This is a genomic window from Actinomadura sp. NEAU-AAG7 (assembly GCF_018603865.1).
Classification (GTDB): domain Bacteria; phylum Actinomycetota; class Actinomycetes; order Streptosporangiales; family Streptosporangiaceae; genus Spirillospora; species Spirillospora litoris.
On the sequence record NZ_JAHFZY010000009.1, the window covers coordinates 221750 to 243810 of the forward strand.

Genomic DNA, 22061 nt, shown 5'->3' on the forward strand with positions numbered 1-22061 from the left:
CCTGCAAGGTTAGCCTTACCTAAGTTTGGAGATTCGGCTCGGAACAAAGGGAGTGGCCGCCTTGTCCATCCGTCCGCACACCGACGGTGCGCACACCGACCAGAAACTCACGGAGCGGGTGGTCGAGCACACCGCCGAGCCCCTCTCCCTCATGGCCCGGCTGGCCGGCTCCGGGTTGTTCGACGACTACGTCGTCTACGAGCGCCCGGACTCCTACACCTTCGCGGGCGGGACGCTGGGCGAGGTCGTCCTCGACGCCGGGACGGTCCGCACCCGCTGGCCGGGAGTGCCCGCGGTGAGCAGGCCGTGGTCGGGCCACCCGGCGGACGCGCTGCGGGAGGCGTTCGCCGCCGCCCCGCTGCCCGCGTGGAACGCCTACGGCTGGATCGCGTTCGAGTTCGCCGCGTCCCGCCCGTCCGGGCGGCTGGCGCACCTGGTCGTGCCGCGCGCCGAGGTGCGGGTCGAGGGCGGCCGGGCCCGGGTGACCGCGGCCGACCCCGCCGAGGCGGAGCAGATCGCCAAGCTCCTCGCCGGGGCCGAGGGCCCGCCGCCGGGCGCGCCGTCCCCGGTCGACGTCCGGGTGGGCGCCGGGGCCTACAAGCCCCGCGTGGCGGAGGCCGTCGCCGACATCGAGGCGGGCCGCTACCAGAAGGTCATCGTCTCCCGGCGCCTCGACGTGCCGTTCCCCGTGGACGTCGTCTCCACGTACGTGCGCGGACGCGGGGCCAACACCCCGGCGCGGTCGTTCCTGCTCGACCTCGGCGGCTTCCAGGCCACCGGGTTCAGCCCCGAGGTCCTCGCCAGCGTGGACGCCGCCGGACGCGTCATGACCCAGCCGCTCGCCGGGACGCGCGCGTTCGGCGCGGGGCACGACGCCGACGAGCGGACGCGCCGCGAGCTGGAGACCGACCCCAAGGAGATCTTCGAGCACGCGGTGTCGGTCCGCACCTCGCAGGACGAGCTGACCCGGGTGTGCGAACCGGGCAGCGTCCACGTCACCGGGTTCATGACCGTGAAGGAGCGCGGCAGCGTCCAGCACCTCGGCTCCAGCGTCAGCGGCACGCTCGCCCCCGGACGCTCCGCCTGGGACGCGCTGACCGCCCTGTTCCCCGGCGTGACCGCGTCCGGCATCCCCAAGCGCGAGGCGATCGAGGCCATCACCCGCCTGGACGAGCCGCGCGGCCTGTACGCGGGCGCCGTCCTCGCCCTCTCCCACGACGGCGCGCTCGACTCCGCGCTCGTGCTGCGCGCCCTCTACAACGAGGACGGCCGCGCCTGGCTGCGCGCGGGCGCCGGGATCGTCCTCGGCTCGACCCCCGACCGCGAGTACGAGGAGACCTGCGAGAAGCTCTCCAGCATCGCCCCGCACGTCGTCCCCCTCCCCTGACCGCCGCCTCCCGGCGTGCCGCCCGGGCGCGGGGCGGCACGCCGGGGACGGCTCAGGACAGGCGGGCCGCCAGGGCCTTCTTGCTGACCTTCCCCACGGGGGTGCGCGGGAAGGTCTCGACGGTCTCGACGCGGTCGGGGTACTTGTAGGCGGCGACACCGCGGGCGCGCAGGAAGTCCTTCAGCTCGCGGAGCGTGGGCTCCTTCTCGCGGACGACCAGGAACGCGCACGTCCGCTCGCCCATCATCGCGTCGGGGACGCCGACCACGGCGGCGTCGTGCACGGCGGGGTGGGCGAGCAGATGGCCCTCCAGCTCCTCGGCGGAGATCTTGTCGCCGCCCCGGTTGATCTGGTCCTTCGCGCGGCCCTCGACGACCAGGTGCCCGGTCGGCAGCACGCGGACGAGGTCGCCGGTGCGGTAGAAGCCGTCCGGGGTGAACGAGCGCGCGTTGTGCTCGGGCGCCCGGTAGTAGCCGCGCAGCGTGTAGGGGCCCCGGGTGAGCAGCTCGCCGACCTCGCCGGGGGCGACGGGCTCGCCGTCCTCGTCCACGACGCGGATCTCGTCGGCGGGCGAGAGCGGGCGGCCCTGGGTGTGCTCGACCAGGTCGCGGGAGTCGTCCAGGCGCGTGTAGTTGAGCAGGCCCTCGGCCATCCCGAAGACCTGCTGCACCCGGCAGCCGAGGTCGCCGGGCACCTCGGCGGCGCGCTCGGCGGCGAACTTCGCGCCGCCGACCTGGAGCAGCTCCAGCGACGACAGGTCCTCACCCGACCAGCTCGCCGCGTCCAGCCACAGCAGCGCGATCGGCGGGACGACCGCGCAGACGGTGGCGCGCTCGCGCTCGATGAGGGGGAACGCGTCGTCGGGCGACCCGGACGGCGCCAGCACGACCGTCCCGCCGGTCGCGAACACGCCGAGGACGCCGGGGCAGGCGAGCGCGAAGTTGTGCGCGGCGGGCAGCACGACGAGGTAGACGGTCTCCTCGGTGAAGCCGCAGACCTCGGCGCTCGCCTCCAGGTTGTAGACGTAGTCGCGGTGCGTGCGGGGGATCAGCTTCGGCAGCCCGGTCGTCCCGCCCGACAGCAGGAAGACCCCGACGTCGGACGGGTCGGGGCGCTCCGCCTCGACCGGGTCGGCGTCGAGGGCGGACAGGGCGGTGAACTCCTGCGCCTCGCCGTCCACGACGACGTGCTCGACCGGCAGGCCGCGGGCCATCTCCCGGTAGTCGAAGTCGCCGTCGGTGTCGCCGCAGACGTAGCCGCGCGCCTCCGACAGCTCGCACAGGTAGCCGATCTCGCTCGCGCGGTGCGCGGGCAGCGCTAGGACGGGCACCGCGCCGATCCGCACCAGCGCGAGGAACGCCACGACGAAGCCCGCCGTGTTCGGGAGCTGCACGACGACGCGGTCGCCGCGGCCGAGGCCGAGCCGCAGGAACCCCGCCGCGGTGCGCGCGGCGCGCAGGTCCAGGTCGGCGTAGGTGAGGCGCTCGTCACCGGCGACCAGCGCCGGGCGCTCGGGGGCGCCGCGCAGGACGTCACCGAGGACGCGGTCGCCCCAGTAGCCCTCGGCCGTGTAGCGGGCCTCCAGGTCGGGCGGCCAGGGGGTGAAGCCTTCCACGGTCACCGCCCCGCCGTCTGGGCGGCCGCGCCCGGCACGGGCTCGGCCGGGTCGGAGCCGAGCGCGACGACGCGGTTGGCGCCGTCCACGTGGACGACTCGGGGGGTGTGCTCGCGGCGCTCCGCCTCGTCGAGCGCGGCGTAGGTGATGATGATCACGAGGTCGCCGGGGGCCACCAGGTGGGCCGCCGCGCCGTTGACGCCGATGACGCCGCTGCCCGCCTCCCCCGTGATGGCGTAGGTGACCAGGCGCGAGCCGTTGGTGATGTCGACCACGTGGACCTGCTCGCCCTCCACGATGTCGGCCGCCTCCATCAGGTCGGCGTCGATCGTGAGCGAGCCCACGTAGTGCAGGTCCGCCTGCGTGACGGTCGCGCGGTGGATCTTGCCGTTCATCAGCGTTCGCTGCACCGGTTCGTCCTCTTTCTCAAGACCAACTAAGGCTAGGCTTACCTTAGCTATCCCCCCGGCGGAGGAGAACCCCGACGATGCTCAGGCGCCTTGCGATGGACATCGGCCCGCTGCGCGACAGCAGGCCCTTCCGGAACGTGTTCATCGCCCGCACGGTCTCGGTGTTCGGGATCGGGATGCTGATGGTGGCGGTGCCCGTGCAGGTCTACGACCTGACCGGCTCGACCGTACACGTCGGCGCGGTGTCGGCGGCCGAGGGCGCCGCGCTGCTGGCCGGGTTCCTGTGGGGCGGGGTGCTCGCCGACCGGCACGACCGGCGGCGGCTGATGCTGCGCGCGCGGGCGGCGGCGGGGGTCGGGTTCGCGCTGCTGACCCTCAACGCGTTCCTACCGTCGCCGTCGGCGGCGGCGCTGTACGTCCTCGCGGCGTGGGACGGGCTCGCGACCGGCGTCAGCGTCACGGCGCTGCTCGCGGCGACGCCCGCGCTGGTCGCGCCCGACAAGCTCGTCGCGGCGGGGGCGCTGAACGCGCTGACCGTCCGGCTCGGGTCGATGGCCTCCCCGGCGCTCGGCGGGCTCGTCGTGTCGGCGTTCGGCGTCGGGTGGAACTACGCGGCGGCCGCCGCCGGCACGTTCGGGACGCTCGGCCTGCTGACCTCCCTCCCCGTGCTCAAGCCGAGCGGGGAGGACGCGGCGGGCCACCCGCTGAAGGCGATCGCCGACGGGTTCCGGTTCGTCGCGTCCCACCGGGTGGTGGGGTCGCTGATGCTGCTCGGGCTGCTGTTCATGGTCGCGGGCGGCATCCCGGTGCTGATGCCCGCGTTCGCGACGCGCGGCCTGGACGGCGGCGCCACCACGGTCGGGCTCCTGTACGCGGCCCCGGCGTGCGGGGCGGTGCTCGCGTCGGTGACCAGCGGGTGGGCGGGAGGGCTGCGGGCGCCGGGGCGGGCGCTGCTCGTCGCGTCGGTCAGCGGCTTCGCGGCGCTCGCGTGCCTCGGCCTCGCCCGCCATCCGGGCGCCGCCGTCGCGATCCTGCTCGGATACGGGTTCGTGGCATCGATCGAGGAGATCCTGCGCTACGGGCTCATCCAGTCGCACACCCCCGACTCCCACCTCGGGCGGGTGAACGCCCTGTGGGCGGCGCAGGAGACCGGCGGCGGCGCGGTCGGCGCGCTCGGGGCCGGGGTCCTCGGCCGCTACCTGGCCCCCGGCCCCGCCATCGTCCTCTACGGGACGGTCAGCGCCGCGCTCGCGCTGGCCCTCGCCCTCACGCTGACCGGCCTGCGCACCGCGACGCTCGCCCCGGGCTCCGATCCCGAGCCCGCCGCCTGACGGGCACCGCTCAGGGGGCGAGGCGGGCCTCGACCTCGGCCTCCGTCATCGCCTCGACCTCCAGCCAGATGGACGCGACGGCCTCCAGCCGCCCGGGGGCCTCCTCCAGCTCGGTGAGGCGGCGGCAGACGCGCGCGACCGTCCGCTCGGCGAACAGGACGCGGACGGGCGCCGCCGCCGTGTCGAGCGCCTCCCGCAGCCGCGCGACCACGGTGGTGGCGAGGACGGAGTCGCCGCCCAGCGCAAAGAAGTCGGCGTCCGCGCCGACGCGCTCGGCCCCCAGCACCTCGGCCACGATCCGCGCGAACACCTTCTCCAGCGGCGTGCGCGGTTCGACGTGCGCCGCCTCCCCGGTCTCGGCGGCGGCCAGCGCGGCGAGGGCCGCGCGGTCGACCTTGCCGTTGGCGGTGAGCGGGAGGGCCTCCGGCGTGAGCAGCAGCTCGGGGACCATGTGCGGGGGGAGCAGGTCGCGGGCGCGCGCGAGGACCGCCTCGCGGTCCGGCTCGGCCCCGCCGGTCACGACCGCCGCGGCCAGGCTCCCCCTGTGGAGGAACGCGACCGCCCGCGTCACGGCGGGGTGCTCGCGCAGCGCGGCCTCGATCTCGCCCAGCTCGATCCGGAAGCCGCGCACCTTGACCTGGTGGTCGCGGCGGCCGAGGAACTCCAGGGTCCCGCCGGGGCGGTAGCGGGCCAGGTCGCCCGTCCGGTACCAGCGGGCGCCCTCGTGGACGACGAACCGGTCGGCGGTGCGGGCGGGGTCGCCGGTGTAGCCGTCCGCGACGCCCGCGCCGCCGATCCACAGCTCGCCCGTCGCCCAGTCGGGGCGGTCGCGGCCCGCCTCGTCCACGACCCGGCACGCGACGCCGCCCAGCGGCACCCCGTACGGGACGGCGTGCCAGTCGGCCGGGACCTCGCCCGCCACCTCCTGCACGGTCGAGTGGATCGCGGTCTCGGTGGTGCCGCCGAGCGCGGCGAACCGGGCGCCGGGCGCGCGCTCCGCCAGCAGTCCGGGCAGGTGCGTGCCCACCCAGTCGCCGCCCAGCAGGACCAGCCGCAGGCTCCCGGCATGGTCGGCGCCGGCGCGCAGCAGCATCTCCAGGACGGACGGGACGCAGTTGAGCACCGTCACCGACCAGCGGCGCGCCAGCTCCGCCCAGCGCGCGGCGTCGCGGCGCTCGTCCTCGGCCGGGACGACCACCGCCCCGCCCGACGACCACGGCGCGAACAGGTCGAACACCGACAGGTCGAAGTCGAGCGCCGAGACCGCGAGCGTGCGGTCGCCCGGCCCGAGCCCGAACCGGGCGGTGAGGTCGCCGATGGTGTTCATCGCGGCGCCGTGCGACACCTCGACGCCCTTCGGCTCGCCCGTGGACCCGGACGTGAACAGCACGTAGGCGACCTGCTCGGGACGCACTCCGACCGGCCCCGCCGCGGGCTCGACCTCCGGAACCGCGCCCGAGGTGATGGACGCGGCGACGGCCGCGCCCGCGCGGATCCGCGCGCGGCGCGCGGCGGGCTGCCCGGCCCCGATCGGGACGTAGGCGGCGCCCGCCACGAGGACACCGAGCACGGCCGCGGCCTGGTCGGGGCCCTTCGGCAGCTCGACCGACACGCGGTCACCGGGCCGGACGCCCCCGGCGGCGAGGCCGGCCGCGACGCGCAGGGCGCGGTCGGCCAGCTCGCCGTAGGTCAGCGTGCCGCCGTCGCCCCAGTGCAGCGCGGGCGCACTCGGCGTGCGGCGCGCGTGGTCGAAGAAGCCCTCGGTGAGGGTGCGGGGAGGCGGCGCCGGGGTGGCGTTGAGCGCCGCCCGGACGCGCAGCTGCTCCGGCGTCGCGGCGACGCGGAGCGGCTCGCCCCAGTCGGCGCCGGACGCGCCGAGCCTGGTGATCGCGGCGGTGTAGGCGGCGAACATCGCCTCGGCGACGCCGTCCGGGAACGCGGGGCGCCGCACGTCCCAGTTGAGCAGCAGCCCGCCCGACACCTCGGTGACCTGCGCGTCCAGCAGCACCTGCGGACCCTGCGAGATGATCCACCCGGGCTCGCCGAACCGCTCGCGGACGGCGCCGCCGAACAGCTCGCCGAGGTTCAGCGCGCTGGTGTAGACGATCGGCGCGAGGACCTGCTCGCCGCGCAGCCGCGCCAGGTCCCGCAGCACCTCCAGGCCCGAGTAGTCGCTGTGCGCGCCCGCCGTGTGCAGCGACGCCTGCACGGCCCGCGCCCGCTCGGCGAACGGCAGCTCGGCGGTGAGGTCGACCTCCAGCATGATCGAGCCGGTGAAGTCGCCGACGACGGTGTCCACGTCCGGGTGCACGGGCTCGCGGTGGAACAGCGGCAGGTTCAGCAGGAAGCGCGGCGTCGCCGACCACGCGCCGACGACCTCGGCGAACACGGCGGCCAGGGCCATCGCGGGCGTGACGCCCTCGGCGTGCGCGCGGGCGAGGAGGCGGTCCTTGTCCTCCGGCGACAGCCGGTGGTGCAGGCGCTCGACCTCGTTTCCCGGCTCGGCGACGACCGGGAGCTCGGGCGGGCCCGGCAGGTCGGCGAGGCGCCCGGCCCACCAGCGCCGGTCGGCCTCGCGGGCCTCGGCGCGCGGGTCGTCGGCGAGGTAGCGGGCGTAGCCGTACCGGATCGGGGCGAGGGACTCCCCCGCGTACAGCGCGGCGAGGTCGGCCAGAAGGACGCGGTAGCTCATCGCGTCGGCGGCGACCATGTCGACGTCCAGGTGCAGGCGCGCGGTGCCGCCGGGCAGCAGGCTCAGCCGCGCGTCGAACACGCGGCCCTCCTCGATGGGCAGCCGCTGCCGCGACATCTCCGCGCGGATCCGCTCCAGCTCCGCGTCCGGGTCCGCGGCCTCGCGCAGGTCGTGGACGGTGACCGCCGGGCCCGGCCGCTCGGGCAGGACGCGCTGCGTGCCGTCGTCCAGCACGGCGACGCGCAGCATCGGGTGCCGCCGGACGAGCGCCCGCACGGCCTCCTCGAACCGCGCCGGGTCGATCGCCCGCCCGTCCAGCTCGACGTAGAGGTGCGCGGCCACCGACCCGAGCGCCTGGCCCGAGTCGCGCCCGATCCAGTACGCGTGCTGCATGAGCGCGAGTGGGAACGGCTCGTCCGGCTCGCTATCGGAGAGGTCGATGTCGGAGAGGTCGGTGCCGGGGAGGCCGGCGTCCAGGGGATCGGTGCCCGGCGGCGGGCCCGCCGCGGGCTCGGCCTGGCCGCGTTCGGTGAGCAGGTCCCACCACTCGGCCAGCGTGGGGCGCTCGGCCAGCTCGGCGAAGCGGACCTCGACGCCGCGGCGGCGCAGCCGGCCGGTCAACTGCATGAGCCGGATCGAGTCCATCCCGAGCTCGATGAGGTTGTCGCCGGGCCCGGCGGGTTCGTCGAGCACCTCGGCCAGCGCGCTCTGCAGCTCTTCCCAGGTCAGCACGGAACTCCCCTCGAATTAGGTAAGGCTAACCTAATTGAGGGGGTTTTTCGGCGTCAACGCCCGCCGCCGGTCGACCGGGACGATCAGCGGCGTGCCGGTCTCCGGATCGTCGATGACCCGGCACGGCAGCCCGAACACCTCCTCGACGAGCCCGGCCGTGACGATCTCCCCCGGCGGGCCCTGCGCGCGGATCTCGCCGTCGCGCATCGCGATCAGGTGCGTCGCGTACCGGCAGGCGTGGTTGAGGTCGTGCAGCACCGCGACGAGCGTGCGCCCCTCCTCGTGCAGGCGCGAGCACAGGTCGAGCACCTCGACCTGGTGCGCGATGTCGAGGTAGGTGGTCGGCTCGTCCAGCAGCAGGATGCCCGTCCGCTGGGCGAGGACGAGCGCGAGCCAGACGCGCTGCCGCTGGCCGCCGGACAGCTCGTCCACGACGCGGTCGGCGAGGTCCTCGACGCCCACCGCCTCCAGCGCCTCGGCGACGGCGCCCTCGTCCTCGCGCGACCACTGGCGCAGCAGCCCCTGGTAGGGGTAGCGGCCGCGCGCGACGAGGTCGGCGACCGTGATGCCCTCGGGTGTGATCGACGACTGCGGAAGGAGCCCGAGCAGGCGCGCGAGGCGCTTGGGCGGCAGCGCGGAGATCGGCGCGCCGTCCAGGAGCACCGTGCCCTCGCGGGGGCGCAGCAGCCGGGCCAGCGCCCGCAGCAGCGTCGACTTCCCGCACGCGTTCGGGCCGACGATGACGGTGAACGACTCGTCGGGGATCTCCACCCCGAGCCGCTCGGCGACGACGCGCCGGTCGTAGGCGAGGGTGAGGGCGTCCGCGCGGAGCCTCGTCATGTCGTCCCCTTCCGGGTGGACAGCAGCCACGCCAGGTAGGCGCCGCCGAGCACGCCGGTGACGACGCCGGCCGGCACGGCGACCGGCAGGTGCAGCGAGATCAGGTCGGCGCAGGCCAGCAGCGCGGCGCCGGTCAGCGCGGCGGGCAGCAGCCGCGCGCCCGCGCGGCGGGTCAGCCGCCGGGCGAGCTGCGGCGCGGCGAGCGCGACGAACGGGACCGGGCCGACGGCGGCGGTCGCGGCGGCGACCAGACCCACCCCGACGACGACGAGCAGCGCGCGGGTCCGCTGGACGGGCACGCCGAGCGCCTGCGCCGCGTCGTCGCCCAGCTCGCCCATCGCGAGGGGGCGGCCGAGCGCGAGCGCGGCGGGCACGAGCACCGCCAGCGCGATCGAGAGCGGGACGGCCTGCTCCCAGCCGCGCCCGTTCAGGCTCCCGGTCAGCCAGAACGCCGCCTCGTAGGCCTCGCGCAGCTCGGCGCGGGTGATGAGGTAGGAGTTCAGCGCCTCCAGCATCGCGGCGGCGCCGACCCCGATCAGCACCAGCCGGACGCCGTGCACGCCGCCGCCACCGGGGCGGTAGGCGACCAGGTAGACCGCGAGCGCGGTGAGCACCGCGCCCGCGACCGAGCTGACCGTGATCGCGACCGCGCCGCCGCCGAACACCAGGATCTGCAGCAGCGCGCCGGTCGCCGAGCCGGTGGTGAACCCGATGAGGTCGGGGCTGCCGAGCGGGTTGCGCGACATGCTCTGGAAGACCGCGCCGCTCAGCCCGAGCGCGAGCCCGGCGAGCAGCCCGGTGACGGCGCGGGGCAGCCGCAGCGTCGTGACGATGAACTCGGTCGCCCGGTCGCCCTGCCCGAGCAGCGCCCGCACGACGTCGGAGGCGGGGATCGGGAACTCGCCCGAGCCGACGACGAGCACCGCCGCGCCCGCCGCGACCAGCGCCAGCACCCCGCACACCAGCGCGGAGCGCGGTTCGAAGCGCAGCGACAGTCCCCCGGCCCGCAGGGTCCGGCTCATAGGTCGCGTGTCCTTCCCCTGCGGACCATCAGCATGAACAGCGGCGCGCCGAGGAAGGCGGTGACGATGCCGGTCTCCAGCTCGCCCGGGGCGACGACGCGTCCGGCGATGTCGGCGCCGAGCAGCAGGACGGGCGCGAGCAGCAGCGAGTAGGGCAGCACCCAGCGCTGGTCGGGGCCGACGGCCGCGCGGACGATGAACGGGACGGCCAGGCCGAGGAACGCGATCGGCCCGGCGGCCGCCGTCGCCGACCCGCACAGCAGCACCACCGCGACGGCGCCGAGCGCGCGGGTGCGGCCGGGGCGCGCGCCGAGCGCGCGTCCCGCGTCCTCGCCGAGGCCGAGCGCGTTCAGCGGCCGGGCCAGCAGCAGCGCCAGCACCGTGCCGGCGGCGATGAACGGCAGCACGCGGGGCAGGACGTCCATGCCGCGCCCGCCGAGCGAGCCGACCTGCCAGAACCGGAAGCCGTTGAACGTGCGCGGGCTGAGCAGCATCAGCCCGGCGGTCAGCGCGGTGAACACGGCGTTGACGGCGGCGCCGGCCAGCACCAGCCGCGCCGGGGACGCCCCGCCCCGGCCGCGCGCGCCGACCAGGTAGACCAGGGCCGCCGCGCCCGCCGCACCGGCGAACGCCGCCCACACGTAGACGAGGACCTCGTCCACGCGGAACGCGCTCATGACGGCGACGACCGCGAGCGCGGCGCCGCCGTTCACGCCGAGGATGCCGGGTTCGGCGAGCGGGTTGCGGGTGAGCGCCTGCATCACCGCGCCCGCCAGGCCGAGCGCGACGCCGACCGCGAGGCCGAGCAGCGTGCGGGGCAGCCGCAGCTCCCGGACGATCAGTGAGGACTGCGAGTCGTCGGGCGAGAGCAGGCCGGAGACGACCTCTCCGGGCGGGACGTGCTCGGCGCCGATCGCGAGACTGGCGGCGGCGGTCAGCAGCAGCGCGGCGGCGAGCAGCACCAGCCCGCCCCAGCGCAGGACGCGGCGCGGGACGGCCGCCGGACCCGCGCGGCCCCCGGGGCCTCCGGGGCGTGGGACGGGGGTTCTCCGCACGGACGACAGCACGCGATAAGGCTAGCCTAAGCTAACTCGCCGCTGAAGACCCTGTCACACCCTGTTCCAATACGCTCGTATGGTATACAGTCATATTGCTTGCCATACAGACGTATTGGAAGGGGGGAACATGACGACGACCGGCCGGGGCGGGGCTCCGGCTTCGGAGGACCTCACGGCCCGCGCCCGCATCCGGGACACCGCGCTCCTCCAGTTCGCCGAGCACGGCATCAGGGGCGCCACGTTCCGGGGCATCGCCGAGGCGGCGGGGGTGTCGGTGGGCCTCGTCCAGCACCACTTCGGGTCCAAGGACGCGCTGCGCGAGGCGTGCGACGCGTACGCGCTCGACGTCCTGCGGCGGCTCAGCGCGCAGTCGACCAGCGAGGCGGCGGGCGACCCGGGGTTCCACGAGGCGATGCTGCGGGCCGACCTGCCGGTGCGGCGCTACCTCGCCCGCGCGCTGGTCGACGGCTCGCCCGCCGCCGCGCAGCTGTTCGACGACCTGGTCGAGATGACCGAGCGGTACCTGGCGGACCCGCCGGCGGGCGTCGCCGCGCCCACCACCCGCGACCTGCACGTCTACTCCGCGGCCATGGCCGCGATGTCGGTGAGCGTCGTCGTGCTGCACGAGCACCTGTCCCGGGTCGTCGGCACCGACACGCTGACCGTCGAGGGGGCACCGCCGCTGCGCCGAGCGGTGCTGGAGGTGTTCGACGACCGGCTGCTGAGCCGGGAGAGCGTCGCCCGCGCGCACGCCGGGCTGGACCTGTACGAGGCGGCGATGGCCGCGAAGGGAGATGACGGTGACCCACGCGACGACCCCCACGACGGCTGAGGCGACCGACGCGATCCAGGCGGCCGGCCTGGTCAAGACGTTCGGCCCCACCCGCGCGCTCGACGGGCTGGACCTCACGGTGCGGACCGGGGAGGTGCACGGCTTCCTCGGGCCGAACGGAGCCGGGAAGTCCACGACGATCCGCGTCCTGCTCGGGCTCATGCGCGCCGACGCGGGCACCGCGCGGCTCCTCGGCGGCGACCCCTGGCAGGACGCCACCGCCCTGCACCGCCGCCTCGCCTACGTCCCCGGCGACGTCACGCTGTGGCCGAACCTGACCGGCGGCGAGGTCATCGACCTGCTCGGACGGCTGCGCGGCGGGCTCGACGAGGACCGCAGGGAGCTGCTGCTGGAGCGGTTCGAGCTCGACCCGAAGAAGAAGGGCCGCGCCTACTCCAAGGGCAACCGGCAGAAGGTCGCGCTGGTCGCGGCCTTCGCCTCCGACGCGGAGCTGCTCATCCTGGACGAGCCGACCTCCGGCCTCGACCCGCTCATGGAGGAGATGTTCCGCACGTCGGTCCAGGAGGAGCGCGACGCGGGCCGGACGGTGCTGCTGTCCAGCCACATCCTCAGCGAGGTCGAGGCGCTGTGCGACCGGGTCACGATCATCCGCAGGGGCCGCACCGCCGAGACCGGCACGCTGGACGAGCTGCGGCACCTGACCCGCACGGCCGTCACCGCCGACCTCGCCGGCGACCCCGGCGACCTGGCCGGGCTGCCCGGCGTCCAGGACCTCGACGTCCGCCCGCTGGAGGGGCCGGGCGTGCGGGTCCGCTGCGAGGTCGACACCGACCGGCTCGGGACGCTGCTGGAGCGGCTGACCCCGGCGGGCGTGCGCAGCCTCACCAGCCGCCCGCCCACGCTTGAGGAGCTGTTCCTGCGCCACTACCAGGACGACCTCGCCCCCGCGGAGGCGTCATGACCGCCGTCACCCTCGCGCCCGCGCCCGCCGCCGGGGAGGGCGGTCGGCTCGCCGGCACCGGCATGCTGGTGAAGATGTGGCTGCGCCGCGACCGGATCATGCTCCCGGCGTGGATCTACGCGCTGACCGCGCTCGTGTCCAGCTCCATGTACAGCTTCCGGACCGGCTACGACGAGCCCGGGGCGCTGGAGAAGTTCGCACGGGGGATCAACGACAACCCGTCCACGAAGGCGATGTACGGGCCGGTGCTCAACGAGCACACCGCCAGTGGGGTCGCGGCATGGCAGACCGGCGCGACCGGCGCCGCGCTGGTCGGGCTCATGTGCGTGCTGCTCGTCGTGCGGCACTCGCGCGCCGAGGAGGAGACCGGGCGGCTCGAACTGGTCGGCGCGGGCGTCGTCGGCCGCCGCGCCCCGCTGACCGCCGCGCTGCTCGTCGCCGCGACGGCCGCCGGGACGCTCGCCGTCCTGGCCACGGCCGTGATGATCGCCTTCGGGGCGCCGGCGGCGGGCGCGGTGGCGTTCGGCCTGGCCTGGTTCGGGGCGGGGATGGTGTTCGCGGGCGTCGCGGCGGTCACCGCGCAGGTCGCCCAGACGTCCCGGCTGGCCAACGGGCTGGCGCTCGCCGTCCTCGGGACGGGCTTCCTGCTGCGCGGGCTCGGCGACGTCGGGTCGGCGCACTGGCTGGCGTGGCTGTCACCGATCGGCTGGGCCCAGCGGGTGCGGCCCTACGCGGACGAGCAGTGGGCCGCGCTGGCGCTGCCGCTGGTGGCGTTCGCGCTGCTGGCGGCCGCCGCGTACGCGCTGATCGAGCGCCGCGACCTCGGCGCCGGGATCCTCGCGCCGGGCCCCGGCCCGTCCCGCGCCGCGCCGTCCCTGCGCACCCCGCTCGCGCTGGCGTGGCGGCTGCAGCGCGGCTCGCTGGTGGGCTGGTCGGCCGGGTTCCTCGTGTACGGCCTCGCGATCGGCGGCATCGCCGACGGGGTGAGCGACCTGGTCGGCGACAGCGACTCCACCCTCAAGAGCCTGCGCGAGCTGGGCCGGCAGGACGACATCGTCGACGCGTTCCTGTCCACCGCGATGGGGCTGATGGCGCTGCTCACCGCCGCGTACGCGGTGCAGGGCGTGCTCCGGCTGCGGGCCGAGGAGGCGGGGCAGCGGCTCGAACCGGTGCTCGCGACCGGCGTCGGCCGGCTGCGGTGGGCGGTGTCGCAGCTCGCCGTCACCGTCGCGGGCACGGTGGTGATGCTCGCCCTGACCGGCCTCGCCGTCGGTTCCGCGCACGGGCTGCGCTCGGGCGACCTCGACGGCCAGCTCCCCCGCGTGTTCGGCGCCGCGCTCGCGCAGCTCCCGGCGGTGTGGGTCGTCGCGGGGGTGACCGTCCTGCTGTTCGGCCTGCTGCCGCGCGCCGCGCAGGCGGGATGGGGCGTGCTCGCGGTGTGCCTGATGCTCGGCCAGATGGGACCGGTGCTGAAGCTCCCCCAGCCCGTCATGGACGTCTCGCCCTTCACCCACACCCCCAACGTGCCGGGCGGCACGTTCTCCCCGCTGCCGCTGGCCTCCCTCACCGCCGTGGCGCTGGCCGCCTCGGCGGCCGGGCTGCTCGCCTTCCGCCGCCGCGACATCGGCTGAAAAGCCCTCAGGAAAGATCGCGGAAAGGATCGCCGGAAAGATCGTCAAGAAGAAAGGATCTTGACCGCGTTCTCCCTAACTCCCCCAAGTGCCTGACTTATCTCTGAAAGTAGGAATTAATTAGCACGCTCCTGACCGCAGTCGGTCAGCGCAGCGGCGGGGACCACGGAACGTCACCGGGGAAAACGGCGGCGGTGCGAGAATTGCCGCGTTCTGGCTCCCTCCGGCCCGGCAATTCCTAGGAGTCCCGCGGTGAAAGGCCCTCTGGGCAGCAAGTACATCCTCGAAGAGGTGATCGGGCGCGGCGCCACCGGCGAGGTGTGGCGCGGGCGGACCCATGAGGGCGAGCGGCTCGCGTTCAAGCTCCTGCACGACACCCTCGCGCGCGATCCGGAGACCGTGAACCGCTTCCTGCGGGAGGGTTCGATCCTCAGCGGCGTCGTGCACCCGCACCTGGTGCGGGTGCACGACCTCGTCGTGGAGGGCGCGACCCTCGCGATCGTGATGGACCTGGTCGAGGGCTCGGACCTGCGCGCCCCGCTCGCCGCGCACGGCGCGATGCGGCCCGGCGACGCCTGCGCGGTCGCCGCCGAGACCGCCTCGGCGCTGGCGGCCGTCCACGACGCGGGCGTCGTGCACCGCGACGTCAAGCCCGAGAACGTGCTGCTGGACGGACGGCGGACGCCGCCCGCCGTCCGGCTGACCGACTTCGGCATCGCGCGCATCGCCGAGCAGACCGGCAGCAAGTCGACGATGCTCGTCGGCACCGCCCCCTACATCGCGCCGGAGCTGGCGGACGGCCAGCCTCCGACGCCCGCCACCGACCTGTACGCGCTCGGCATCATGCTCTACGAGATGTGCTGCGGCGTGACGCCGTTCGCCGACCGCTCGACGCTGGTCATGCTCCAGCACCACGGGCACAGCGCGCCCGGCCGGCCGCCCGGCATGCCCGGCGCGCTGTGGGAGCTGATCGTCGCGCTGCTCGCCAAGGACCCGGCGGCCCGCCCGGCCCCGGCGGGGCGCGTCGCGATCCTGCTGGAGGCGCTGGCCCGCGACCTGGAGGCCGTGCCCGCCGCCGAGACGCTGACCGAGCCCCCCGCGCCGGTCGCCGCCCTGCACGACGCCGACACCGCGCTGTCGATGCGCAACCCCGGCCGCGACTCCGGCGGCACCGAGCCCGCGGGCCGCCGGGGCGGGCGGCGCGGGCGGCGCGGGCGCACGCTCGCCATCGCCGCCGTCACCGCGGCCGTGGTCTGCGCGGTCGCGGCGGGCGCGTACGCGGCCACCCGCGACCCCGGCTCGGACACGGGCCCCGGTCCGGGCCCCACCACCGTCGCCAAGAGCGGGGGCGGCCCGGCACCGGAGTCGCCGCCGCCCAGCAGCGCGCGCGCCTCCTACGGGCCGAACCAGGTCCCCGACCTCGTCGGGATGCCCGAGACGCAGGCCCGCGCGCTGCTGCCGCCGTCGGTGGGCGTGCAGATCCGCCGGGAGGCCGCGCCGTCCGGCTCGCCCGACGGCGTCGTCCTCGCCCAGGACCCGAAACCCGGCGCCGACCTGCCCACCACGCTGCAGCTGACCGTCTCCTCCAAGCAGGCGATCCAGTACCTCGCCGACATCGAGCCCAGCGCCGGCGACACGGTCAGGACCGGCACCGAGGCGGCGAACCTCCGGCTGTCGGGCCACCCGCAGCTCCACGCGATCGGCGTCGAGGGCTCGCCGTGCGGCAACGAGACCGGCAGCGTCGAGTACGACCTCGGCCAGCACTACACCCGGTTGCAGGGGCTCGCGGGCCTGGACGACAACTCGCCCGCCGCGAAGGCGCAGGTGACCGTCGAGTTCTACGGCGACGCCCGCAAGCTCAAGTCGATCACCACCACGCTCGGCAAGTCCCAGGACCTGGAGGTCGACGTGCGCGGCGTCCTGCGGCTCACCCTGCGGTGGACGTTCAGCGGCGGCGACGCGTCCCGGTGCGACGGCGGCACGCTCGTGCTCGGCGACGCCCAGCTCGTCGCGGCGGCGGGGTACGTGCCGCCCTCCACCGAGTCGCCGACCCCGACCCTGCCGGGCGGGTGAGCGCGCCCCGGGACCGGCGGGACCGGCGGGGGCGGCTCACCGTGACCGCCGCCGGGCGGGCCCGCGAGTTCGCCGCCGGCGACCGGGTGCTGGTCGGGCGCGGCGCCGGATGCGACGTCGTCCTCGCCGACGCGCGGGTGTCGCGGCGGCACCTGGAGCTCGTGCGGGGCGACGGCGCGGGCGGCGGGTGGGTGGTCCGCGACCTCGACAGCGAGAACGGCACCTGGCACGAGGGGGCGCGGCTCACCGTGCGGCCCGTCGGCGCCGGGCTGGCCGTCCGGCTCGGGGACGCGGGCGACGGCCCGGTCGTCGAGCTCGTCGCCGACCCGGCGGGCCCCGCCGCGACCGGCGACCTCGACGAGGCGGCCGGCGCCGAGGGCGTCGCCCGCGAGCCGGTGCCGCTCGGCCGGAGCCTGTCGATCGGGCGCGGCCGGAGCAACACCGTCGTGCTGGACGACCCGCTCGTCTCCCGCGCCCACGCGCGGATCGTGCTCGGGCCGCGCGGGCACGTCGTCCAGGACCTCGGCAGCGCCAACCTGACGTTCGTCAACGGCGACCGCGCGACCCGCGCGCCGCTGCGGGACGGGGACGTGCTGACGTGCGGGCGCACCCGGTTCGTCCGGATCGCCGACCGGCTGCACTTCCTGCCCGCGACCCCCGACACGGGGCTGGAGGCGTCGGGCCTGGCCGTGCTGCCCCCGGCGCGGCGCGCGGGCGGCGGCGAGCCGCCCGCGCCCGCCCTGACGTTGCGGCTGGCGGGCCCGTCGCTGCTGGCGGTCGTCGGGCCCGCGGGCTGCGGCAAGACGACGCTGCTGTCGCTGCTCGCGGGACGGCGGCGCCCGGCGGCGGGCCGCGTCCGCTACGAGAGCCAGGACGTGCACGCCAACGCCGAGGTCCGCGCGCGGATCGCGGTCGTGGCGCACGAGGCCGAGAGCCATCCGCGGCTCACCGTCCGGCAGGTGCTGTCCTACGCCGCCGAGCTGCGCCGCCCCCGCGACATCGGCGGCGCCGGGCGCGCGGCGGCGGTCGCGGGCGTGCTCGCCGAGACGGGACTGGGCGAGCACGCGGGCCTGCGGGTGTCGGCGCTGGACGAGGACCGCCGCCGCCGGCTCGCGATCGCCTGCGAGCTGATCACCGACCCGTCGCTGCTGCTGGTGGACGAGCCCCTCGCGGGCCTGGACCCCGGCCGCGCGCGCGAGATGGTACGGCTGCTGCGGCGGCTCGCCGACGCGGGCCGGCAGGTCGTGCTGACCACCCGGGAGCCCTGCGAGCTGGACCGCTGCGACTCGGTGCTGGTGCTGGCGCCCGGCGCCGGAGAGGCCTACCACGGGCCGCCGTCCGGGCTGCGCCGCCGGTTCGCCTCCACCGCGTGGGCCGACGTGTTCGACCACCTGGCGAAGGTCGCCGAGGCCCGCTCGGGGCTTCTGGAGGGGGCCGCCCCGCAGCCTCCGCCGCCGCCCGCCGTCCCGGCGGGCGCCGTGGTGCGCGACCCGGCCGTGCGGCGCCGCGCCCTGCGCGACGCGCGGGTCCTCGCGCGGCGGCGGCTCCGGCTGATGGCCGCCGACCCGGCGGGCACGGCGCTGCTCGCGCTGGTCGCCCCGCTGCTGGTGCTGCTCGCGCTCGGCGTCGGCGACGGTTCCGGGCTCGCCGTCCCGGGCGGCGGCGCCCGCCGCGTCCTGCTGGTGCTCGTGCTCGGCACGGCCTCGGCGGCCGCGCTGCCCGCCGCGCGCGACCTGGCCGCCGAGCGCGCCGTGTACGCGCGCGAGCGGGCCGCCGGGCTGCTGCCCGAGGCGTACCTGCTCGCCAAGGCCGCGGTGTTCGGCGGCGTGGCGGCGGCGCAGGCGGCCCTGGCCGTCGTGCTGCTGCGGGCCGTGCGCCCGGGGCCGTCCGGCGCGGCGCTGCTCGGCCTGGCCACGCCGGAGGTCGCCGTCGCGCTCGCGCTCACCGGCGTCGTGTGCGCCCTGGCCGGGATGGCGGTCGCGGTGCACGTGCCCGCGCCGGAGTGGGCGCTGCCGGTGGTCGCCGCCGTGACGGCGCTGCAGCTCCCGCTGTGCGGCGGGCTCGTCCCGCTGTCGGGCGAGCCGCTGCTGGCGGGGCCCGCCGTCCTGCTGCCCGCGCGGTGGGGCTTCGCGGCGCTCGCCTCGACCGTCGACCTCGGACGCGGCGACGGCGGCCCCGACGCGCTGTGGGGGCACAGCGCGCACGTCTGGGCGCTGTGCCTGCTCGTCCTCGCCGCCCAGGGCTGCCTCGCGGCGTTCCTCACCCTGCGGAGGCTGCGCCGGTAGCGGCGAAGACGGCGGCGGCGCCGAAGACGACGGTGGCCGGGAGCCCGAGCGGGACGGGCGCCCGGCCACCGTTCCTCACCTGTCGGCTCTCACCTGTCCCCTCGCACCCGCTGCCCGGCCTCGCGGTCGACGTGCACCACGACGCCCGCGCGGGGCACCGCGCTCAGCGCGGCCACGATCCAGTACGCGTGGCCGAGGGGGAAGGCGGCGCCGCCCGCTCCCGCGGCCATCGCGACGGCCGCGGCGATGAGCCCGACGCGGGTGAGCAGGTCGACCGCGATGACGGCGGCCGCGCCGTGGACCCGGCGGATCCGGATTCTCCGGAACATCGTCTCCTCCTGCTGGTTCGCCCGTTCCGACGCGTCCCAGGGTCCGCCGGGAGGGGCCCCGCCCGCCGCTCCCGGATCAGGGAGTGGACGCGTCGTCCATGCAGGTGGACCATTTGTTGGCCTGTACGCGCAGCCAGTACGCGTCCTCGAACAGCGCGAGGTGGCGGTGCCCGAGGACGTCGTAGTGGATCAGGGCCGAGGCGACGGCGGTGTGCCCGACCGTCCCCTCCGCGGGCAGCAGCGTCCGCGCGACCAGCTTCTTCAGCAGCGCCTTCAGATGGTCGTTGACCTTCCCGGCGAGCAGCTCCTGGAGGCGGGGCTCCCGGTCGACCACCCGCAGCAGGTAGTGCGCCCCGGTCAGCTCCAGCGCCTGCCTGCCGATCTCGGGGACGGTCGGCAGCCGCGCCACCCGCGCGGCGTCCCGCAGCCACGGCTCGCACAGCAGCAGCGCGACCATGAACTGGCGGGTCTCGGGGTTCATCGTGATCCCGGCGACCGTGCTCGACCGGCTCCCGCTCGGGGCCGGCAGGACGGGCTCCCCGCTCGGCCCGGGCCCCGGCAGCCGCACGTGCACGGCCCGGTTCTCCCGGATCATCAGCGCGGACCCGACGAGCGCGCTCCCGGCCGTCAGCACGCACGCCTCGGCCGGGTCGCCGGGCAGCCTCGGCCGCAGCCGCACCGGCTCGGGGCGGGTCCGCGCGGGGTCCTCCCCCACCGTCCCGGCCTCCACGACCAGCGCGTGCTTGGCGCTGAGGTTGACCAGGCGCACGCCGCCGGCCTCGACCGTGATCTCCCCGACGCGGCGCGACATCCAGCGGTTCCGCTCGCCGAACGCCAGGTCGACGTCCGGGCCCCGGCCGAAGGTGAGCCGCTCGCCCGGCCGCATCCGGCGCGGCGGGCCCTCCGGGCCGCTCACCTCGACCGCGCCGTCGTCCTCGCCGTCCTCGGCGGTGTCGGGGTTCAGCATCGCGTCCTCGCAGCTCGTCCGTCCGTACTCGCGTACGTGGGGCGAGCATCCCCCGTCGGCGCGGTCGGCGCGCCCGCGCGGCCGGACCCGGACGCCCGGGATCACCGGATGGGCAGGGTGATCGTGAGGATCGTCCCGGCGGCGGGCGGGCTCTGGATGCGCACCCGGCCGCGCAGCGCGCCGACGCGGTCGGTGAGCCCGGCGAGGCCGCCGCCCGGGACCGGCGCCGCCGCGCCGACGCCGTCGTCGCGGACGCGGGCCACGATCCGCTCGGGACCGGCGCGGACCTCCAGGTCGACGCGGTCGGCGCGGGCGTGCTTGACGGCGTTCGCGACCGCCTCGCACAGCGCGAAGTACAGCGTCGACTCGATCTCGGGCGGGAAGCGGCGGGCGGGCAGGTCGAGCCGGACGGGCACCGGGGCGCGGGCCGCGACCAGCTCCAGCGCGGGGCCGAGGCCCGCGTCGGCGAGGATCGCCGGGTGGACGCCGCGCGCCAGGTCGTCCAGCTCGGCGACGGCCTCGGCCAGCTCCCGGCGGCACGCGGCGGCCTGGTCGCGGGCGGAGGGCTCGCCGGCGGCCGCCTCCAGCGCCGCCAGCATCGCCTCCAGCGCGCGGAGCCGCCGCCGGGCGCTGCGCTGGAGGTCGGCGGCGAGCCGCTCCCGCTCGGCGGCCTGGACGCGGACGAGGCGCTCCCGCGCGGCGCGGGCCCGCTCCAGGTGCGCCTGGGCGGTGGCCTGGAGCCGCACGGTCTCCAGCGCGCGTCCCCCGGCGACCAGCGCGGCCTCCACGAGCGGCGCGTGGTCGCGGAGCGCGGCCGCCAGCTCGACGGTCGCGAGGGGCGCGCCGCCCGACGTGCGCACCTCGTGCCGCCAGCGGCCCGGGCCCCCGGGATGCGGCGGGACCCGGTGCCCTGCCCCGTCCACATAGGCCGCGTCCCCGGGCGCCCAGAACCACAGGTCGAGGGTGTCGTCGCGCAGCACGCCGCGCAACGCGTCGCGGACCTTCACGACGGTCAGCGGGTCGGCGAGCCGCTGCATGCGCTCGGCGACGGTCAGCTCCGCGAGCCTGCTCCGCAGCGTGGTGGCGAGGAAGGCGAGCGGCAGCACGGTCGCGCAGACGCCCTGGACGAGGTAGACGCGCAGCACGTCCTCCAGCCGGACGCCGCCGCCCGCGATCGACCCCTGGCCCGCCACGGCGCCCGCGGCGGCCACCGCCATCGCGGCCATGACCGGGACGGTGAACCCGCGCTCCAGGCGGCTCGTGCGCGGCAGCCGTCCGAGCAGGATCGCCACCAGGAACCCGCCGAGGCCGACCAGCGACCCCGTCAGCACGCGCAGCGAGCCGTCGAAGACCGCGCGGTCGGGGAACAGCGCGGGCCAGAGCACGGTGGGAGCGAAGCCGTTCCACTCGGGGCGGGACGTGACGCACAGCAGCACCTGCCCGCCGAGCAGCACCAGCGCGGCGGCGGCCGTCCAGAGCCGGGCGGCGGCGCCGAGGCGCCCCGAGGGGTACAGCAGGACGCCGGCGCCGATCGCGAGGAAGAACACCGACTGCGCGAAGACCGAGACGAGCGGCGCGGCGCCGGCGTCCCAGCTCGCGGTCCAGGTGACCGCCCAGGCGGCCGAGGCGACGGTGAACAGCAGCCCGGTCCGGTGGCCGGAGCGCCCGGCGGCCAGCACGCCGCCGGCGACCGCGAACCCGCCGCAGCACGCCACCGTGACGGCGGCGGCGCCCGGGGCATCGCGCCAGTGCGGCCAGCCGCAGGCCACCGCGCCCGCGGCGACGGCGGCGCCCGCGCCGGCCGCGCGGCGCACCCGCGCGCCGAACCACAGCGGCAGCCGCCCTCCGGGCTCGGACCTCACCGGGGCCCCTTCCGTGTCGAGGCCCGCGCAGGGACCTCGGCACACGGGAGGGCGGGGGCCGCGAGCGGGTCAC

The 22061-nt window shown here is 76.5% G+C and carries 16 protein-coding genes; 7 read left to right on the forward strand and 9 right to left on the reverse strand.

Annotation, left to right across the window (positions count from 1 at the left end; all coding sequences use genetic code 11):
• Positions 1 to 61: 61 nt before the first annotated feature.
• Entirely contained in the window at positions 62 to 1387 is a 1326-nt protein-coding gene (locus KLI87_RS34755) for a salicylate synthase (protein ID WP_250904561.1), read from the forward strand.
• A 52-nt stretch (positions 1388 to 1439) separates the two neighbouring features.
• Here the strand turns inward: KLI87_RS34755 and KLI87_RS34760 are convergent, their stop codons facing one another.
• On the reverse strand, positions 1440 to 3002 hold the full coding sequence (locus KLI87_RS34760; RefSeq protein ID WP_214620475.1) for an AMP-binding protein: 1563 nt from the start codon (positions 3000 to 3002) through the stop codon (positions 1440 to 1442).
• A gap of 2 nt (positions 3003 to 3004) precedes the next feature.
• Complete coding sequence (gene panD, locus KLI87_RS34765) at positions 3005 to 3412, reverse strand: aspartate 1-decarboxylase (protein ID WP_214620417.1); 408 nt, start codon at positions 3410 to 3412, stop codon at positions 3005 to 3007.
• Between the two features lie 77 nt (positions 3413 to 3489).
• On the opposite strand from panD, the gene entS reads away from it, so the two are divergent.
• Positions 3490 to 4743, forward strand: coding sequence for an enterobactin transporter EntS (entS, locus tag KLI87_RS34770; protein ID WP_214620418.1), 1254 nt, complete (start codon positions 3490 to 3492; stop codon positions 4741 to 4743).
• 10 nt (positions 4744 to 4753) lie between these two features.
• Here the strand turns inward: entS and KLI87_RS34775 are convergent, their stop codons facing one another.
• The 4 genes from KLI87_RS34775 to KLI87_RS34790 are packed head-to-tail and all read right to left on the reverse strand — an operon-like array spanning position 4754 to position 11096.
• Positions 4754 to 8167: a non-ribosomal peptide synthetase gene (locus KLI87_RS34775; protein WP_214620419.1), complete on the reverse strand. Its 3414-nt coding sequence runs from the start codon at positions 8165 to 8167 to the stop codon at positions 4754 to 4756.
• A gap of 30 nt (positions 8168 to 8197) precedes the next feature.
• Positions 8198 to 9007 (reverse strand): ABC transporter ATP-binding protein, encoded by an 810-nt coding sequence (locus KLI87_RS34780; protein ID WP_156220505.1) that lies wholly within the window; start codon positions 9005 to 9007, stop codon positions 8198 to 8200.
• Positions 9004 to 10029, reverse strand: coding sequence for an iron chelate uptake ABC transporter family permease subunit (locus KLI87_RS34785; protein ID WP_156220504.1), 1026 nt, complete (start codon positions 10027 to 10029; stop codon positions 9004 to 9006). Before KLI87_RS34785 ends, KLI87_RS34780 begins: the two co-directional genes overlap by 4 nt.
• Complete coding sequence (locus KLI87_RS34790; RefSeq protein WP_308166433.1) at positions 10026 to 11096, reverse strand: iron chelate uptake ABC transporter family permease subunit; 1071 nt, start codon at positions 11094 to 11096, stop codon at positions 10026 to 10028. Before KLI87_RS34790 ends, KLI87_RS34785 begins: the two co-directional genes overlap by 4 nt.
• A gap of 118 nt (positions 11097 to 11214) precedes the next feature.
• On the opposite strand from KLI87_RS34790, the gene KLI87_RS34795 reads away from it, so the two are divergent.
• The 5 genes from KLI87_RS34795 (at position 11215) to KLI87_RS41740 (ending at position 18830) form a co-directional block, all read left to right on the forward strand.
• The gene (locus KLI87_RS34795; protein WP_214620420.1) at positions 11215 to 11919 is read left to right on the forward strand and encodes a TetR/AcrR family transcriptional regulator; all 705 of its coding nucleotides are present in this window, start codon (positions 11215 to 11217) and stop codon (positions 11917 to 11919) included.
• Positions 11888 to 12841 carry an ABC transporter ATP-binding protein gene (locus tag KLI87_RS34800; RefSeq protein ID WP_308166434.1) on the forward strand — a complete coding sequence of 318 codons (954 nt, stop codon included), beginning with the start codon at positions 11888 to 11890 and terminating at the stop codon, positions 12839 to 12841. Before KLI87_RS34795 ends, KLI87_RS34800 begins: the two co-directional genes overlap by 32 nt.
• Positions 12838 to 14472, forward strand: coding sequence for an ABC transporter permease (locus KLI87_RS34805; RefSeq protein ID WP_214620421.1), 1635 nt, complete (start codon positions 12838 to 12840; stop codon positions 14470 to 14472). The genes KLI87_RS34800 and KLI87_RS34805 overlap by 4 nt, the downstream gene beginning before the upstream one ends.
• A gap of 252 nt (positions 14473 to 14724) precedes the next feature.
• The gene (locus KLI87_RS34810) at positions 14725 to 16545 is read left to right on the forward strand and encodes a protein kinase (RefSeq protein ID WP_214620422.1); all 1821 of its coding nucleotides are present in this window, start codon (positions 14725 to 14727) and stop codon (positions 16543 to 16545) included.
• Positions 16542 to 18830 carry an FHA domain-containing protein gene (locus KLI87_RS41740; protein ID WP_214620423.1) on the forward strand — a complete coding sequence of 763 codons (2289 nt, stop codon included), beginning with the start codon at positions 16542 to 16544 and terminating at the stop codon, positions 18828 to 18830. The genes KLI87_RS34810 and KLI87_RS41740 overlap by 4 nt, the downstream gene beginning before the upstream one ends.
• A gap of 89 nt (positions 18831 to 18919) precedes the next feature.
• Here KLI87_RS41740 and KLI87_RS34820 read toward each other — a convergent pair whose 3' ends face one another.
• The 3 genes from KLI87_RS34820 to KLI87_RS34830 form a co-directional block, all read right to left on the reverse strand.
• Positions 18920 to 19159, reverse strand: coding sequence for a hypothetical protein (locus tag KLI87_RS34820; RefSeq protein ID WP_214620424.1), 240 nt, complete (start codon positions 19157 to 19159; stop codon positions 18920 to 18922).
• Between the two features lie 76 nt (positions 19160 to 19235).
• Positions 19236 to 20231 (reverse strand): hypothetical protein, encoded by a 996-nt coding sequence (locus tag KLI87_RS34825; protein WP_214620425.1) that lies wholly within the window; start codon positions 20229 to 20231, stop codon positions 19236 to 19238.
• Positions 20228 to 21988, reverse strand: a complete 1761-nt coding sequence (locus KLI87_RS34830) for a sensor histidine kinase (protein ID WP_214620426.1) — start codon at positions 21986 to 21988, stop codon at positions 20228 to 20230. The genes KLI87_RS34825 and KLI87_RS34830 overlap by 4 nt, the downstream gene beginning before the upstream one ends.
• Positions 21989 to 22061 lie beyond the last annotated feature (73 nt).